This window comes from Roseibium sp. (genome assembly GCF_039982295.1).
Taxonomy (GTDB): Bacteria; Pseudomonadota; Alphaproteobacteria; order Rhizobiales; family Stappiaceae; genus Roseibium.
The window spans coordinates 77682-93599 of sequence record NZ_JBDWYP010000082.1 but is presented as its reverse complement, the minus strand read 5'-3'; the positions used below and the strand labels follow the sequence as shown (position 1 = coordinate 93599).

13 protein-coding genes and 1 tRNA gene are annotated in these 15918 nt (G+C 57.4%); 8 read left to right on the top strand and 6 right to left on the bottom strand.

Annotated features, from left to right (window positions below):
• Nucleotides 1-160 precede the first annotated feature (160 nt).
• Both ABJZ52_RS16390 and ABJZ52_RS16385 read left to right on the top strand, forming a co-directional pair.
• Nucleotides 161-1555 carry an HlyD family efflux transporter periplasmic adaptor subunit gene (locus ABJZ52_RS16390; protein ID WP_348188346.1) on the top strand — a complete coding sequence of 465 codons (1395 nt, stop codon included), beginning with the start codon at nt 161-163 and terminating at the stop codon, nt 1553-1555.
• A gap of 11 nt (nt 1556-1566) precedes the next feature.
• Nucleotides 1567-4968, top strand: coding sequence for an efflux RND transporter permease subunit (locus tag ABJZ52_RS16385; RefSeq protein ID WP_348188344.1), 3402 nt, complete (start codon nt 1567-1569; stop codon nt 4966-4968).
• Nucleotides 4969-4996: 28 nt separating this feature from the next.
• Here ABJZ52_RS16385 and ABJZ52_RS16380 read toward each other — a convergent pair whose 3' ends face one another.
• Nucleotides 4997-5659, bottom strand: a complete 663-nt coding sequence (locus tag ABJZ52_RS16380) for an alpha/beta family hydrolase (protein ID WP_348188342.1) — start codon at nt 5657-5659, stop codon at nt 4997-4999.
• Nucleotides 5660-5804: 145 nt separating this feature from the next.
• On the opposite strand from ABJZ52_RS16380, the gene ABJZ52_RS16375 reads away from it, so the two are divergent.
• Nucleotides 5805-6614, top strand: a complete 810-nt coding sequence (locus tag ABJZ52_RS16375; RefSeq protein WP_348188340.1) for a sterol desaturase family protein — start codon at nt 5805-5807, stop codon at nt 6612-6614.
• Here ABJZ52_RS16375 and ABJZ52_RS16370 read toward each other — a convergent pair.
• The gene (locus ABJZ52_RS16370) at nt 6608-7462 is read right to left on the bottom strand and encodes a transporter substrate-binding domain-containing protein (RefSeq protein ID WP_348188338.1); all 855 of its coding nucleotides are present in this window, start codon (nt 7460-7462) and stop codon (nt 6608-6610) included. The two genes, ABJZ52_RS16375 and ABJZ52_RS16370, sit on opposite strands and share 7 nt — an antisense overlap.
• An 86-nt stretch (nt 7463-7548) precedes the next feature.
• Between ABJZ52_RS16370 and ABJZ52_RS16365 the strand changes: the two genes are divergently transcribed.
• Nucleotides 7549-9375 (top strand): glycosyltransferase family 2 protein, encoded by a 1827-nt coding sequence (locus tag ABJZ52_RS16365; RefSeq protein WP_348188336.1) that lies wholly within the window; start codon nt 7549-7551, stop codon nt 9373-9375.
• An 11-nt stretch (nt 9376-9386) separates the two neighbouring features.
• On the opposite strand, the gene ABJZ52_RS16360 is transcribed toward ABJZ52_RS16365, so the two are convergent.
• Nucleotides 9387-9460 (bottom strand) — tRNA-Gly (locus ABJZ52_RS16360).
• 188 nt (nt 9461-9648) lie between these two features.
• Here ABJZ52_RS16360 and ABJZ52_RS16355 point away from each other — a divergent pair.
• On the top strand, nt 9649-10446 hold the full coding sequence (locus tag ABJZ52_RS16355) for an ion transporter (protein ID WP_348188334.1): 798 nt from the start codon (nt 9649-9651) through the stop codon (nt 10444-10446).
• A gap of 99 nt (nt 10447-10545) precedes the next feature.
• Nucleotides 10546-11439: an ion transporter gene (locus tag ABJZ52_RS16350; RefSeq protein WP_348188332.1), complete on the top strand. Its 894-nt coding sequence runs from the start codon at nt 10546-10548 to the stop codon at nt 11437-11439.
• A 72-nt stretch (nt 11440-11511) separates the two neighbouring features.
• Here ABJZ52_RS16350 and ABJZ52_RS16345 read toward each other — a convergent pair whose 3' ends face one another.
• On the bottom strand, nt 11512-13170 hold the full coding sequence (locus tag ABJZ52_RS16345; RefSeq protein ID WP_348188330.1) for a lysine--tRNA ligase: 1659 nt from the start codon (nt 13168-13170) through the stop codon (nt 11512-11514).
• 218 nt (nt 13171-13388) lie between these two features.
• Between ABJZ52_RS16345 and ABJZ52_RS16340 the strand changes: the two genes are divergently transcribed.
• Complete coding sequence (locus ABJZ52_RS16340; protein WP_348187694.1) at nt 13389-13802, top strand: tellurite resistance TerB family protein; 414 nt, start codon at nt 13389-13391, stop codon at nt 13800-13802.
• Nucleotides 13803-13807: 5 nt separating this feature from the next.
• On the opposite strand, the gene apaG is transcribed toward ABJZ52_RS16340, so the two are convergent.
• Entirely contained in the window at nt 13808-14200 is a 393-nt protein-coding gene (gene apaG / locus ABJZ52_RS16335) for a Co2+/Mg2+ efflux protein ApaG (protein ID WP_192110306.1), read from the bottom strand.
• A gap of 165 nt (nt 14201-14365) precedes the next feature.
• Between apaG and ABJZ52_RS16330 the strand changes: the two genes are divergently transcribed.
• Nucleotides 14366-14983, top strand: a complete 618-nt coding sequence (locus ABJZ52_RS16330) for a CDP-alcohol phosphatidyltransferase family protein (protein WP_348188327.1) — start codon at nt 14366-14368, stop codon at nt 14981-14983.
• On the opposite strand, the gene ABJZ52_RS16325 is transcribed toward ABJZ52_RS16330, so the two are convergent.
• Nucleotides 14980-15912 (bottom strand): LysR family transcriptional regulator, encoded by a 933-nt coding sequence (locus tag ABJZ52_RS16325; RefSeq protein WP_348188325.1) that lies wholly within the window; start codon nt 15910-15912, stop codon nt 14980-14982. The two genes, ABJZ52_RS16330 and ABJZ52_RS16325, sit on opposite strands and share 4 nt — an antisense overlap.
• Nucleotides 15913-15918 lie beyond the last annotated feature (6 nt).

Sequence of the window (15918 nt, the reverse complement as noted above, 5' to 3'; positions counted from 1 at the left end):
AATATTTCTCAATAACGTTCCTGCGACGAGGCGAGACAATTTGCGGTCTTGCCAAAGGTACATTCGCCGTGATTATCGGGATCGTGTTTTTTGCAGTGCGGGATGAGCCAAAAGGTGGTCCGTAACGTACACTTGGGTGAGCCCAATCGGAAGGATCTTCATGTTGCAGTCTGTTGAACGAAACGACAGCGAGAAGAAAGCACCTGTTGAATATGCGGAAATTCCTGCTGCCAAGCCGTCAGTGAGCCGCGCAAAGCTGGTTTCCAAGGCAATTCTTCAGGCCGTGCTGGCCTTTCTGGTCCTTTTTGCGGCCTTCAAAGGAATGAACTATCTCGTGAACACGAAACCGGAGGTCGCAAAACGTCCGGTCACAGAGAAGTCCTATGCCGTCGAAGTCTCAACCATCGCGCAAGGGGACTATACGCCGTCCATAAGTGTTTATGGTGAGGTGACAGCCGGGCGTCAGGTCGACCTTCGGGCTCTGGTTGCCGGCGAGATCGTCGCAGTCAACGACGAGCTGAAGGCCGGAGGTATTGTCGCCAAGGGCGATGTCCTCGTGTCGATTGACAGGTTTGAATACGAAGGAGCATTGACGGAGGCCAAGGCGAACCTTGCTGAGGCAAAGGCTGGTCAGATCGAAAATCGAGGACGCGTCGAGCTCGAAAAGGCCAACGTCGTTCGCGCGCGGGAGCAGCTCGACTTTGCCCAGAAGGATCTTGAACGCGCTCAAGGTCTCCTTGAAAGAGGATCGGTGACCGAACGTACGGTTGACGAGCGCAACCTGCTGGTGTCTCAGCGCCAGCAAAGCCTCGAACAGAGTATCAACACACTTGCATTAGAAGAAGCCAAGGTCGGGCAGCAGGCGGCGGTTATCGAGCGCCTTGAATGGCGCCTGGAAGATGCCGAGCGCAAACTGGCCAACACGGTGTTGAGGGCTCCCTTCGACGCCATTGTGCGCTCCGAGGCAGCTCAAGTCGGCCGGTTGACGAGCGCAAATGATGTCGTCGCGTCGATCTATAGCAGAGATGAGCTAGAAGTCCGTTTCACTCTGTCGGACAATCAATACGGTCGCCTTGTTGCCGAAAGCGGCACAGTTGTCGGCCGTCCGGCGGAACTCAAGTGGTTTCTGGGAAACCAGCCCTTGCTCTATACAGCAGAGATTGACCGGGTGGGCGCTGATGTTGCCAGTACGCGAGGCGGTGTCGATGTCTTTGCGATGATCGATGTGACGACGCAGCAGACGCCGTTGCGGCCGGGAGCCTTTGTTGAGGTGACTGTGCCCGATCAGACCTATGCCGCTAGCTTCCGGATTCCCGAGGCCGCTTTCTACGGAGATGGGAAGGTCTATGTCGTCGATGCGGAAAACCGACTGGTCGAACGGAAGGTTAAAGCTCTGGCTTTCGATGAAGGCTTCATTCTGGTCGAGGGCGATCTGAGCGACGGCGAAACAGTACTGGCGACCAGGGTGCCGGAGGCAGGCGAGGGCCTCTTGGTCCGCCCTTTGGAGGACCAGGGCACGGCTGATTCAAGTCAAGCTGTCACAGCGAACAACTAGGGGATCACGTCATGCCGCTTCATGTTGAACCCCGCGGTTTCCTCCAGACCGTTGTCAGACATCCAAATGCCGCCAACCTGATCATGGTCATCATGGTGTTGTTTGGAGCTTTCGGCCTTTCCAAGCTTAACACCCAGTTCTTCCCGACCGTGAAGACCGACCGGGTGACCGTGACAATCAGCTGGTCCGGGGCCAGCGCGGAGGATGTAACCTCCAACATCCTTGAGGTGGTCGAGCCCGAACTCCGGTTCATTGACGGCGTGGATGAAATCGTTTCCTACGGTCGCGAGGGCGCAGGAACTGTCATGTTGGAGTTCGTTGAAGGCTCCGACATGCAAACCGCGCTTTCTGATGTCGAGATGGCGGTCGCGGGCGTTACCACATTGCCTGAGGATTCCGAGACCCCTGTGATCTCTGCGTCCACCTTCACTGACAGTGTGGCAACTCTTGCCATTCGCGGCCCCTTTTCCGAGCAGGCGCTCAAGGTATTTGCACGCCAGATACGTGATGACCTGCTTGCTCGCGGGATCGATAAGGTCGAGTTGGGCGGATACCGGGCTCCCGAGTATGTGGTCGAGATCCCGGAACGCGAACTGCGTCGTCTCGATCTGACCGTTTCAAACGTCGCGGACCTGGTTGCCGACAATACAGTCGACATACCCGCCGGTAGTCTTGACGGGTCGGTTGAGCGTCAGATCCGGGCAGTTGCTGAAACCAAATCGCCCGAGAGCATCGGCCGTATCGAGGTAAAGTCGCTTGCGTCCGGTGAAAAGACGACGATTGCCGATATAGGTCGCGTTTATCCGGATTTCGAGGATGGCGCTCTTCAGGGCTTTTCGAACGGGACACGTGCGATCGAGATCGATGTTCTAAGGGTCGAGGCGACGGACACGCTCAAGGCCGCTGCTATTCTTGATGAGTATCTGGAAGACATCCGGCCGCAGTTGCCTCCAACTCTGGAAATCCTCAAGTACGACGTCCGTGCGGACGCGGTTAAAGGCCGTATATCGCTCCTTGTTGAGAACGGACTTAGCGGCCTGGTGCTGGTTGTTGGTATCTTGTTCTTGTTCCTGAACGCGCGCATTGCGCTCTGGGTCGCGATGGGCATCCCAGTCGCCATGATGGCGACGCTCGGGATCATGTGGCTGGCAGGCGAGAGCATCAACATGATTTCTCTCTTTGCCTTGATCATGATGCTTGGTGTGATTGTTGATGATGCCATTGTGGTCGGCGAGCATACCGCGACGCGTCTTGCGCTTGGTGACACGCCTGATGAGGCGGCAATCAGGGGCGCAAACACGATGCTGGCGCCGGTCATCGCCGCTGGTGCGACGACGGTTGCTGCCTTCCTGCCGATCCTGTTGATCAGCGATGTACTCGGTCAGATCATGGGCACTTTGCCGGTGGTTGTCGTATCCGTTGTCATCGCATCTCTGATCGAGTGTTTTTTCATCCTTCCCGGGCACCTTGCGCACGCGCTTGGCAGCCGTTCAGGTTGGACCTGGTGGCGCGTGGTCATCCTGGCCGGGGCTCCGGCGTTGTTTCTTTCCGGGCTCGCCAGCCGGCCTGACCTGTCCGTGCCGCCTTATCTCGACGCAATCGCCGGGCCGTTGCGCGGACTTCGTGAGCTGTCGGGAGGTTTCGGCTTCGAGCTATTGTTGATCGTGGCGTGTTTCGCCATTGCCGTTGCCGTGGAATCCCTTCTGCAGATTTTGCGCAGACGAAAAGCTGCCCAAAACGTTGAAGGGGCTCCGGGTTGGTTCCGGCGCAGCTTCGATGCCGGCTTCGATTGGTTTCGGGACAATCCTTTCCATGGTGTCGTCCGTCTGGCAGTAAACTGGCGTTACGTCACGCTGGCGCTGGCCATCGCTTGTTTGATCATGGCGGCGGGTTTGATGCGCGGCGGGCGTGTCGGGTTCACATTCTTTCCCTCACCTGAAGCTGAAAATCTCACAGCTTCGATTTTCTTCCACGCAGGTATTCCTGAGGCTGAAGCAATCGATAGCGTAACGCGTATCGAGGCAGCTCTCCGTCAGGCCGAAACCAAGATCACTGCAGAAACTGGCGAGAAGCTGGTTGTTGCGAGCTATGTCACACTGGGGCAGAGCGGGAACAACCGTGGTGACAATGTCGCCAATATCAATGTCCAGCTGACACTTTCTGAAGAGCGAACTATTCGAACGCCGCAGATTGTTCAGGCCTGGAGAAGCGCCGTTCCCGAAATTCCCGGCGCGTCGCGCATTGCCATTGCTGAGAGAAGAGGTGGCCCTCCAGGGAGGGACCTTGATATCCGCTTGACGGGGGCGCCGCTTCAGGATCTGAAGTTTGCTGCGATCGAGCTGCAGGAAGAGCTTTCCGGTTTTCCGGGAACGAGTGGCGTGACCGATGATCTTCCTTACGGCAAGCCGGAACTCCTGATCGAACTGACACCGCGTGGACGCGCGCTCGGGTTCACGGTGGAAAGTGCCGCCCGTCAGATCCGCAATGCCTTTGAGGGGCGGATTGCACGCCGGTTTGCGGAAGGGGACGAAGAAGTCACGCTGCGCGTGAAGCAGGATCTGGAAAGCGGTGGCAGCGAGACCTTGAGGCGCCTGTCGTTGCGCACGAGCGCCGGCGAATTCGTTCCGCTGACCGAAGTCGTCCAGCTGACCGATGCGCAGGGCTTCTCCGTGATTCTGCGGCGGGACGCCAAGACCGTGGTAACGGTCGTGGCCGACGTCGACAGCAAGATCACGTCGAACACCGAGATCATTCAGGAGCTCAGCAAGTCCTTTTTGCCGGCGCTTGCTGATGAATACGGGCTGACCTATTCGTTTGCCGGCAAGGCGGAGGAGCAGTCGACCGCCTTCAAAGATCTGATGACCGGTGTGGCAATGGCCGTTGCAGGGATTTACATCATTCTCGCAGCGATCTTCGCAAGCTACGCCCGTCCGATCGTGGTCATGTCGATCATTCCCTTCGGGATCGTCGGCGCGATAACGGGCCATTATCTGATGGGCTTCAGCGTGACCATCTTGAGCCTGATCGGCCTGCTCGGGTTGGCGGGTATCCTGGTGAACAACTCGATCATTCTGGTTGCCCGCTTTGAAGAACGCCGGGCGACCGGTGAGGACGTCACCGAAGCCGCCATTCGATCGAGCTGCGACCGTCTGCGCGCGGTGTTCCTGACCTCCCTCACAACGGTGGGTGGATTGCTGCCGCTGATGTTCGAGACGAGCCTTCAGGCTCAGTTTCTATTGCCGATGGCAATCACCATCGTCTTCGGCCTGGCGACAGCAACTGTGCTGGTGCTGATGTTGGTGCCGGCGCTCTTGAAAGTCGGCGATGACCTCTCCGGGTTAGTTCTGCTGAGGCGCCAGGAAGGGAAGCCGCCAACTCCTTTCTCCTCGACGGATATCGCACCGGCGGAATGATCAGTGGGCGCGCCTCGGGCTGAAAAACTCAGAGGGCGGCCTGCCCCTGGATCAGTGCTCTGGCAAAGTCGGCTGTGGCCTTTGCAGCTTCTGTGATGTTGCCATCCAGCGTCGCCGGAGACTTGCCGCGAGGGCCAAAGTCGTGGTTTCCATCCTCGAGGAAGTGGACAGAGACCTGCTTCGGCAATGTAATCGCGTCAACTTCAGCCTTGGAGCCAAATGGATCCCTTTCGCCTTGCAGGATCTGAATAGGGCGTTTTGATTCTTCGATCGGAGAAAGACGCCATTCTGCATCCGCTTTGCCGGTAGGATGAAAAGGATAGCCGAAACAGGCGACGCCAAGCACGCGCGCTGGCAGGGAAGAGCCTCCTGCTAGCATGGCCGCGACACGGCCACCCATGGATTTTCCGCCGATCAGGATTGGTCCTTTTGCCTCGCCGAGAACCTTTTGAAGCGCTGTCTGAAATTCACCGATCAACTTTTCCGCCTTGGGAGGTGGACGCTTTGAGCCTCCGGTCCTCCTTGCGGCCATATAGGAAAACTCGAAACGGGCCACTGCCAGACCCTCTTCTGCGAGGTGGTTGGCGAGCCGTGTCATGAACGTGGAATCCATGGCGGCGCCTGCGCCGTGAGCCAGCAGCAGGGTGGCAATCGGCGGCGTTTCTGGCTGGGTCCAGAGTATTTCGGACATGGTGTGGCGATCCGTCTCGTCTAAAGGTCCGTCGGAAGTGACAAAGTGTGACCTGTATCGTCGGGTCGGGCGTATTATGTTTCACGTTCAACTTCAATGGCTGTCGGTCAATGGTTGCGGCACAAACGGGGCAGGTGAATTGGAAATGGCTGATCTGGATGTAGGGACCGTCCGCCTTCTGGCGTTCTCGAGTATCTTCTTGGTGATGTCGCTCGCCGAGCTTCTGCTGCCTCGGAGGGATTTGTCAGTTGGTCGCCTATCTCGCTGGCCGACAAATTGGTCGATCGTTATTCTGGACGCCTTGCTCGTAAGGCTGATCTTCCCGATTGGCGGCGTCGGCCTCGCGATCTGGGCCCAGACAAACGATGTTGGTCTTTTTAACGCGTCGGGCTGGACAGGTTTGCTTGTTGGCGTCGGCGCATTTCTGGTTCTTGATTTCGGTGTCTGGTTTCAGCATTGGGCGGCACACAAGGTGCCGATTCTTTGGCGCATGCATCAGGTGCACCACGCCGACGGCGATGTGGACGTTACAACGGCACTTCGCTTCCATCCGCTTGAAATTCTACTGTCATTTGTCTGGAAGGGACTGTTGATCGTCGCTCTTGGCGCGCCGCCAGAGGCGGTTCTTGTGTTTGAGGTCGTTCTCAATGGCGCCGCGATGTTCAATCATGCCAACGTCACCTTGCCGAAGCCGGTTGATGCTATCCTTCGACTGGTCATCGTAACACCCGACATGCACCGCGTTCATCATTCTGCTGACTGGGTGGAGACAGATTCCAACTACGGCTTCAACCTCTCGATCTGGGACAGATTGTTTCGCACCTATATCGACCAGCCGGCCAAGGGGCACCTCGGTATGACCATCGGTCTTGCCGATGACATGACCGTTGGGGCTCGCAAGCTGCCATGGAGCTTGATGCTGCCATTCCGCCCGCTGAGGTCCCGGCGTCAGTAGAAGCTCAAGGGAAAATAACGAAGATAAAGCTCGCGAAACGTACCCTTTTGAGCAAGCTGTCGGAGCGCATAGTCAATGGCTTCCGCCCGCTCTATGTCCTGCTTGCGCAACGCAATCGATAGGCCGGCGTCGAAATACCCCGGCTCCAGCCAGGGCCCTCCGGCAAACGTGCAGCAGTCTTGCGACGCTTCGCTGTTGATCCATATCGAGAGGGCCAGGCCATCGCCGAAATGTGCATCCGCTCTGCCGTCTTGAACGGCCAGACGTGCCTTTGAGAGATCCGGGTAGGTAAGAAGCAGTGCTTCGGGCCAGAATTTCAGCGCAAAGCGCTCATGGCGTGACCCGGCCTCTACGGCGATCCTGATGCCGTCCATAGCGTCTTCATCGAAGGACGTATTTTCATTCTTGCGCCTTACGAAACGCGCGGGCAGCTTCAGGTAGTCCGCCGAAAACCTCAGTCGCTCTGATAGGCTGGGTGAGGGCGCGAGGCCGGCAATGATGGCATCGCCTTCCTCCTCAACCAGCGCAGGCACCAATGCTTCAAATTCCTGGATCCGGAGAGAGCAAGAGCTTCCGAGCTCGATGCAAATCGCTCGAGACAGGTCGACGTTGAAACCGGTGAGGCGGCCACTGGCGTCGCGGAAAACAAATGGCGGAAAGTCATCGCTCGCAAGGAATTGAATCTTTTCCGGGAAGCTGTTCGGTCGGTCATAGACACCTTTGGGATTCCAGAAGCTGGGCACCACCGGGTCATCGGTCCCGGGCTCCGTGGCGTGGCTCGGATGAATGATTGCAATTAAGGATAGAAATGCCGTAACGACATAAACTATTGCGCGCATAGCGTTCATGTGGCCAAATGTCCCTCAGGGGTTGTTGCGGGTTAAGGGGAAGTACGACTCGCACCGGTCCTCTGGCTGCTCGGGGGGGTATGGTAGTGCATGAGTCCTATTCAGGCGAGTTGGAGATCTTGCGACAGCGGGGCATCGCAGACAGCGCTTTAAGCACCGCGCGGAAAGAATCAGAGAAAATCGGCATTTCCGCTGCCGAGTACTTGGTCAAACGTGCCATCGTTTCGGAAGCTGCGATCTACAGCGCGCTGGCTGAGCATTGCGGTGTGCCGTTTGTTCCCGAAATGGGGTTCCGTCCGCAATCGGTCAACAGCATACCGCTTGGTCTTGGAAGTCTCGACAACGGACCTCTTCTGGTCGGCGTCAGTGCTGCAAGCCCTCACTACGTTATTGCACCTGCCTATTCACAGTTTGCGCAAGTCAGGGCGCACCTGCAGAAGTTTCCCGACTTGGCCGGCCAGATCCGGATCTCGACGCCAAGCGCGATACGTCACGCGAGCACGGTAATGAACGCACCCTCAGGCGACCTGGAAAGCAGGTTTCCCGAGTTCAGCGCGAAAATTCGCTTTTCAAGAGCCCAGTTCGTGACATTTGCTGTCGCGTTTCTCGCGTTTCTTGCCGGCCTTTTGATGCCCAAATCGCTTCTGTTCTATGGCCTTTCGTCCCTGTTTTCCATGGCATGCATCGTGACCGGTCTTGCCCGCTGGCAAAGTACGCGGGCGACCGAAGATGACAGACTTGATCTGGTGTTGCCTGACGCACTCGCCAGTCCTCTGATCCGGTGGCCCGCCTACACCGTCCTCGTGCCTCTTTATAAGGAGGCCAGGATTGTTCCCGAGCTTGTGGAAGGGCTCCGCCGATTGGACTATCCCACCTCCCGGCTCGAGATAAAGTTCCTGCTGGAGAAAGAGGACAAGGAGACACGCGAGGCCTTCGCGGGACTTCTCGATCCCCACATGCATGTTGTGATCGTGCCCGACGGGTTCCCAAGAACAAAACCTCGAGCCCTAGCCTATGGGCTAGAGCTTGCGCAAGGCGAGTTCATCACGATCTTCGATGCTGAGGATCAGCCCCAGCCCGATCAGTTGAAGAAGGCGGCCCTTTTCTTTTCGCTCGGACCAAAGGAACTGGCCTGCCTTCAGGCCAGGCTTGCCATCGACAATTTCGATGAGAGCTTTTTCTCGCGGCAGTATGCACTCGAATATGCCTGCCTTTTTGACCAGGTCATTCCCTGGTTTCACCAGTTGTCATGGCCGTTCCCGCTCGGGGGAACCTCCAACCACTTCCGCAGATCCATTCTTGATAGTGTCGGCGGCTGGGATAAGTATAACGTTACGGAAGATGCCGATCTGGGAATTCGCCTTGCCAGGTTCGGTTACGTCTGCGGTGTGTTGCCAAGCACGACTTATGAGGAAGCGCCTCTGCAATGGCGCGCCTGGTTGTCCCAAAGATCCCGATGGTACAAGGGTTGGCTGCAAACCTTGTGCGTCCATCTGCGCGATCCACGGCGCACCTGTCAGGAGATCGGCCTGACACGGTTTCTGGCCATATCATCGATGATCGGGGGAAGCTTTGTCATGATGGGGCTCCATCCGTTTGTGGTACTTGCTTGTCTTGGCTACGTTTCGGGTGTGCTTCCGTGGCCGTCGAACCATGGCTTCGCAGGCGAACTCTACCTGGCGCTATGCTCCTGCGGGGCTGCGTTTGGATACATCGGTGCAGCATTTGCCACACTGCGCGCCGGCAGGCGCCGCGGGTATCGGCCCAACGTCTCTGACATAGCCTTGCTGCCGGTCTACTGGCTCTTCACAAGCCTGGCCTTTTACCGGGCCGTCTGGGAGTTCGCCTTCAAGCCCTTCGAGTGGAACAAGACCGAACACGGGTTGTCCCGGAAGCGTGCCAAAAGCGGATAGGTAAAGCGGAGTGGAGCGGGTGAAGGGAATCGAACCCTCGTCGTTAGCTTGGGAAGCTACTGCTCTACCATTGAGCTACACCCGCATTCAGAAGTTTTGTGCGCCTTAGAGAGCCGTGCTGTCAAGGTGAGGCATTCCGTCGGCCGTTGTTCTCCTCATGTCGGTTGGGCCAGGCTGGTCGGAATGCCATTTCCGCCCTTGCGCTTGCGGGCATCAAACGCCATTTTCACCTCGATTTTGCTCCCGCTATCAAACGACAGGGTGAACCACGACATGCGCGACGAATTGAAGGCGCTCACGGGATCGCGTGAGTGGGAACTGGCCATCGTTGGGCTGATCGTCATCAATGCGATCACACTGGGTCTGGAAACCTCAACGGCCGCCACTGAAGCTCTCGGTGGCCTGCTGACGGGCTTCGACCGCTTCATCCTGATGGTCTTTGTCGTCGAAATCAGCCTAAGGATAGTGGCCAACGGGTTTCGCTTCTTCAAGGACCCCTGGAATCTTTTCGACTTCATCATCGTCAGCATTGCCTTGGTGCCGACGAGCGGGCCATTTGCGGTGCTGCGTGCCTTGCGCATTCTGCGTGTCCTGCGTCTCATCTCTGTCGTGCCATCGCTGCGCAGGGTCATCGGCGGACTGGTTTCAGCGCTGCCCGGTATGGGCTCCATCGTGGTTCTGATGGCGCTGGTTTTCTACGTCTTTGCCGTCATGGCGACCAAGCTCTATGGCGAGGCCTTTCCGGAGTGGTTCGGAAATCTGGGCCGGTCGATCTACACGCTGTTCCAGATCATGACGCTGGAAAGCTGGTCCATGGGCATCGTTCGTCCGGTGATGGAGGTCTTCCCGAACTCCTGGCTTTTCTTCGTGCCTTTCATCCTGTGCACGGCCTTCACGGTGTTGAACCTGTTCATTGGTATCATCGTCTCCGCCATGCAGGAGGAGCACGAGCATACTGCCGATGAAGACCGTAAGGCCATCCACACCGAAGCAGAGCACATCCTGACAGAGGTCCGCGAACTGCGTGCCGAATTGGCTGAGTTCAGACGAAGTCAGGAAAAGGAGCGGTAGGGGGCAAAGAGGCTCTTCCAATAGAAAACGCCTCGGCGACCGTCATTTTCAGTCCTCTCGCGCGTCTTCTTTCAAAGGGGTGAATTGCGGGGGAAGGCGATGGGGTGGCAGCGGTTGTCTTGGGAGGAGCGGTATCGGCTGGAGCGGCTGGGATTTGGGCTCACGTTGCTGGCGCTCGCGCTCCTGGTCCTGACCTCCATCTGGCGCGGTGAAAAGGCCTTCGGGTGGGAGCTCGCCGAACTCTGGCGGCTCTTGAAGGGCGGCATTCTGGCGGTCATGGCTCTGGAGCTTCTGATACGCTTTCTGCTGGAAGGCTGGCGCTTCTTTCGCTGGCACTGGAACCTTTATCATCTGACCATTGTCGTTGTTGCGTTTGGCTTGAATGCGCCAGTCATTCTTGTCTTCCGACTGGTGGCCATTATCGGTTGGCCGGCCGTCAGGAAACGCTGGCGTCTTCTGGCTGATGTGTTTCGCTGGTGCCGCCGTTTGCTGCGGGAGCAGCTTGTCTCCATCAGTCTTCTGGGGGCCGGCGTCTGCGCCGTCGCGGTTCTGGCGGTGGATCTTTTAGGTGACAGGCATCCGGCCGAATTCGGCAATTTCCTGCGCGCTCTGGAAACCCTTGTCAGACTGTGCCTTTCTCAGCTTTCCTCCCTTGAGGAGTTGCTGCGGTTGGCAGAAGAAGATCCGCTTGTCTGGCTGCCGGCCTGTCTGTTTTGGGCGGTCGTTCTGGTTGCCTTGGTCAATTCGTTGCTGGGTTTGTTTTTCGCAGAGCTTGGGCAAGTCGAAGCCGAGCAGGAGGCAATTGAGGAGGACCTGTCGGAAATGCGCCTCATGAGGCTGGAAAGCGAACTGGTGAGCGAGGAAATGGCCGTTGAGGCTGAGGCGGAACGGCTATTGATCCGCCGAGAAACGGAGCGGATCCTGCAGCAGATCGAGAAGCTCAAGAAGGAAATGGCGCATTACCGCGAGAGCCAGAAGCGCTTTCCGCGTTGATACTGTTTCTGAAATAAAAAAGAGCGGTGCCTGACACCGCTCTCTTCAGGATTCGATTGATGTGAACCGCTGTCAGACGCTTAGGTCGCCCGCCAGAGCCTTGGCGATCAGTGCGCGGGTCTCGTCGATGCCGTAAAGGGCGACGAAGGAGCCGAAGCGCGGGCCGCGTTCCTGACCGAGCAGTACCTGGTAGAGCGCCTGGAACCAGACCACGGAAACGCCGGGACCGCCGTCCGGGCTCTTCTTCTTCGGATCCTGATACCGCTCGATCTTGCGGGCAACATCGAGGATTGCGTCCTGAATGACTGCGCCGTCCGCATCTGCGGGCAGGGCGGCAAGAGAGGCATCGACTTTCTGCAGTGCCTCGCGTTCCACGTCATCCGGCGTCTTGAACGACTTGTTCGGCTTCACGAAGTCGTCGAAGTAGCGGATTGCGTAGCCGACCAGTGCATCGAGGTGCGGGTGGGTCTCTGCCGTCACGCCCGGAGCGTAACGGGTGATGAAGGCCCACAGCACGTCTTTGTTTTCCGCGTTGGAGGCGGACACCAGGTTGAGTAGCATCGCGAAGGGAACCGGCAGATCGATCTCCGGCACCTTGCTGGAGTGAATATGCCAGGCCGGGTTTTGCAGCTTCTGCTCCACCGGCATCGCGTCATATTTCTGCGCGAAGGTGAAGTACTCGTCCACCGCCTTCGGGATCACGTCGAAGTAGAGCTTCTTCGCGGTCTTCGGCTTCTGGAACATGTAGAGCGAGAGGCTCTCTGTCGGTGCGTAGGTCAGCCACTCGTCGATGGTGAGGCCATTGCCCTTGGACTTGGAGATTTTCGCGCCATCATCAGCCAGGAACAGCTCGTAGACGAAATGATCCGGGGCTTCGCCGCCAAGAACCTTACAGATCTTGTCGTAGAGAGCCATGTTCGGGCCGTGGTCCTTGCCGAACATCTCGAAGTCGACGCCGAGTGCTGCCCAGCGGGCGCCGAAGTCCGGCTTCCACTGCAGCTTCACATTTCCGCCCGTGACGGAAACGGTCACATCGGTTCCGTCCTCGTCTTCGAAGGTGATCGTGCCGTCCTTGCCGTTCACGTCCTTCATCGGCACGTAGAGCACGCGTCCGGAGGTCGGTGAAATAGGCAGGAACGGGCTGTAGGTCGCCTGACGTTCTTCGCCGAGCGTCGGCAGCATAACATCCATAAGCTTGCGGTACCTGGCTGCTGCCGTCAGCAGGATCTCGTCGAACTTGCCGGACTTGTAGTATTCGGCCGCGCTGGCAAACTCATAGTCGAAACCAAAGGTGTCCAGGAAACGACGCAGCATGGCGTTGTTGTGATCGCCAAAGCTCTTGTGTTCGCCGCCGAAGGGGTTCGGCACGACACTCAAGGGCTTTTGCAGGTAGGGCTCCAGGGCCGACTTGTCCGGTACATTGTCTGGCACTTTGCGCATGCCGTCCATGTCATCGGAAAAGCACAAGAGCCGTGTTGGGATCTTGTCTTCGGTCAGAAGACGGAACGCCGTACGAACCATGGTGGTGCGGGCAACCTCGCCGAAGGTGCCGATATGCGGCAGGCCTGACGGGCCGTAACCGGTTTCGAAAAGAACCGGACGTGACGGATCCCGTTTCTCGATCCGTTTGACCAGCTTTCGCGCCTCTTCGAAGGGCCAGGCTTTGGAAGTCTGGGCCGCTGCGACAAGTTCTGGCGAAAGGTCAAGCGGTGGCAGGGATCGGTCTGTCATGATTTGAGGTTCGTTCTGCTTGTTTGGAAATTCGAAAGCTTCTGAAGCGCAAGTTCAATTTCGACCTGCAGGAAGCGCCGCGACACTAGAAAAGCCGCGAGCTTCCGTCAATGTCGATATCTCCCTTTGTGCCTTGAAGGTAAAGGTACAAAGGGCTACCTCTCGCTGTGTGGTAGCGATTACCCGGAAAATAGTCGCAGGAAAGGCTAATTCATACGATGAACGATACGATCAGCATTCAGGAAGCCCTCGTCTACGTCATGGTTATCATGTCCGCGGCCGACAGTTCCATGACGGACAGCGAACTCTCAACGATGGGTGAGGTCGCCAAAACGCTTCCTGTATTCGCGGACTATGATGCCGCGAATGTTTTGCCGGCCGCTCAGCGCTGTGGTGAGCGTTTGCAGGCTGAAAATGGACTCGCCGAAGTTCTCGATCTGATCGCAGATACCCTTCCGGTGCACCTCTTTGACACCGGATATGCGCTGGCCGTCGAAGTCGCAGCCGCCGACCTTGGCGTTTCGAAAGAAGAATTGCGTATTCTTCAGCTCCTGCGCGATCGTTTCAATCTCGACAAGCTGACCACGGCTGCCATTGAGCGCGGTGCAATTGCCCGCTTCAAGAAAGCCTGAATCCTCTAGTTCAGGCTTCTGATTTCATCCGGCAGGTCCAGGGAAAAGGCAGGGATCGCGGCATCGAACATGCTGCCGTCCTCGCGCACCATGCCGTAACTTCCCTGCATGATGCCAGACTTGGTCTTCAGCGGGCAGCCGGAGGAATATTCGAAGGTTTCTCCCGGTTCGATCCAGGGCTCTTCGCCAATGACTCCGGCGCCTCTGACTTCCTCCACGCGTCCAATCGCATCCATGATTTTCCAGTAGCGTGTGCGCAATTGCACAGGAGCATTCGTGTCGTTGCGGATCTCGACCATGTAGGCCCAGACAAAGTGGCTCTTTTCTGGGTCAGATTCATCATCCAGATAGAATGGCTCTACCGCAACCTCGATACCGTTGGTGGTGGCTCTATACATGTCTGACAACTCTGATCACCTGTTTTGTACCGTGTTCGACGGCGCATAATTTTCGCAGGTTATAGAGTGGTTGACGCATCCGTGAAAGGGATCAGCTTGCAGTGGCGTCTCGGATTCAGCATTTAGGGCTGAAGCTCAATGCGTTTCAGTAGGAACAATAACGTAATGTTCGACGCTCGACTCCGCACTCTGATTGATCCGCCCTTGGAAATGGTGGGGGTGCGTCTGTCGCGTTCCGGCTGGACGGCTAACCAGATCACTATGATTGGATTCGGCTTTGCGATAGCCGCAGCAGGTGCGATCGCATGGGCCGCTCCTCTGTTTGGCTTGCTCTTCGTACTGCTAAACAGATTGTGTGATGGGCTGGATGGCGCCGTTGCTCGGGTCAACGGCAAGACGGATCTTGGCGGCTATCTGGATATCGTCTTTGACTTCTTCTTTTACGGTGGCGTGCCACTCGCCTTTGCCTTTGCTGACCCGGGACAAAATGCCTTGCCGGCGGCAGCGCTTCTGTTCAGCTTCTATGCCAATGGATCGGCCTTTCTTGCTTATGCAATCATGGCAGAAAAGCAGGGTCTTGAAACGGACAAGCAGGGATCCAAATCTCTCTATTATCTTGGTGGACTGGCGGAAGGCGGAGAGACGATCGCCCTTTTCTGTTTGATGTGCCTATGGCCAGCGGGATTCCCGGTTCTTGCTTACAGCTTCGCGACGCTCTGTGTGCTGTCGGCGGGCGCCCGCGTGATCATCGCAGTGCGGACCCTGGGCGAGAGCCCTGACTAGGCGCCCGAAGGATTGGCGCTCTCAGCCGACATCTCACAGAAACGCCAGAACACCTCCGCTGCTCGCGAACGGAATCCGTTAAGCTCGCGTGCATAGACGATATCGCGCCGAACAGCTGGCGAAAGAGGGACGACCTTGAGGCCCCCAAAGTTCTCCGGCACGGCAAGCTGAGCGATGATCGAATTGCCCAGACCCGCCCGGACACAAGAGGCAATCGAGGTAACCTGAAGGATCGAATGGACGATATTGGGACGGACGCCGGCGTTCGAGAACCAGGTTTCCACCAAGGGGCCGCTGCCGCCTTTGGTGAAAATAAATGGCTCCTTGCCAAGTGCTTTTGCTGTGGCGGCGCCCGACTTTATGAGGTCTGAATGCTCCGGTAAAAGTGCAACGAGCTGATCTGAGGCGATTGAAAGCACTTCAAGATCCCTCTCTCCAGGGTTCGACATGACGCCACAATCAACGAGGCCGTCTCTCAAGGCAGAAAGCAGCGCCTGATCTGTGTACTCCAGTATCTCGACACCTATGTCCGGATATGCCTGCCGAAATCGCCGCAGCGTTTGTGGCAGGATATGGGTCGTTGCAGACGCGCCCGATGAGCCGACACGTACGACGCCAGCTCTGTTGCGACGACTTTCCTCCAGGTTATGCAGGGTGGACCCTAGAAGTTGAGCCCTTTTCAAGGCGTAAAGCGCAACCGCCGAACCTTCCTCGGTGAGTTCCAGCGGGCGGGTGCCGCGGCGAAGCAGCGTTAAGTTCAGGCGTTTTTCAAGTTGGGCAATGCCTTTGCTCAACGCGGGTTGGCTAATTGCCAACTCGCGTGCGGCTGCAGAAACGCTGCCGTGTTCCTGAATCAGGACAAGTCCGCGCGCGACCGAAATGGGTATTTCGCGCTCCGGGGTATCGGGAATGAGATATTTGTTCTCCATAACCTG

Excerpts from the sequence above, each read along its gene's own strand:
- ABJZ52_RS16390 (WP_348188346.1), top strand. The coding sequence starts at position 161 with ATGTTGCAGTCTGTTGAACGAAACGACAGCGAGAAGAAAGCACCTGTT.
- ABJZ52_RS16385 (WP_348188344.1), top strand. The coding sequence starts at position 1,567 with ATGCCGCTTCATGTTGAACCCCGCGGTTTCCTCCAGACCGTTGTCAGA.
- ABJZ52_RS16380 (WP_348188342.1), bottom strand. The coding sequence starts at position 5,659 with ATGTCCGAAATACTCTGGACCCAGCCAGAAACGCCGCCGATTGCCACC.
- ABJZ52_RS16375 (WP_348188340.1), top strand. The coding sequence starts at position 5,805 with ATGGCTGATCTGGATGTAGGGACCGTCCGCCTTCTGGCGTTCTCGAGT.
- ABJZ52_RS16370 (WP_348188338.1), bottom strand. The coding sequence starts at position 7,462 with ATGAACGCTATGCGCGCAATAGTTTATGTCGTTACGGCATTTCTATCC.
- ABJZ52_RS16355 (WP_348188334.1), top strand. The coding sequence starts at position 9,649 with ATGCGCGACGAATTGAAGGCGCTCACGGGATCGCGTGAGTGGGAACTG.
- ABJZ52_RS16350 (WP_348188332.1), top strand. The coding sequence starts at position 10,546 with ATGGGGTGGCAGCGGTTGTCTTGGGAGGAGCGGTATCGGCTGGAGCGG.
- ABJZ52_RS16345 (WP_348188330.1), bottom strand. The coding sequence starts at position 13,170 with ATGACAGACCGATCCCTGCCACCGCTTGACCTTTCGCCAGAACTTGTC.
- ABJZ52_RS16340 (WP_348187694.1), top strand. The coding sequence starts at position 13,389 with ATGAACGATACGATCAGCATTCAGGAAGCCCTCGTCTACGTCATGGTT.
- apaG (WP_192110306.1), bottom strand. The coding sequence starts at position 14,200 with ATGTATAGAGCCACCACCAACGGTATCGAGGTTGCGGTAGAGCCATTC.
- ABJZ52_RS16330 (WP_348188327.1), top strand. The coding sequence starts at position 14,366 with ATGTTCGACGCTCGACTCCGCACTCTGATTGATCCGCCCTTGGAAATG.
- ABJZ52_RS16325 (WP_348188325.1), bottom strand. The coding sequence starts at position 15,912 with ATGGAGAACAAATATCTCATTCCCGATACCCCGGAGCGCGAAATACCC.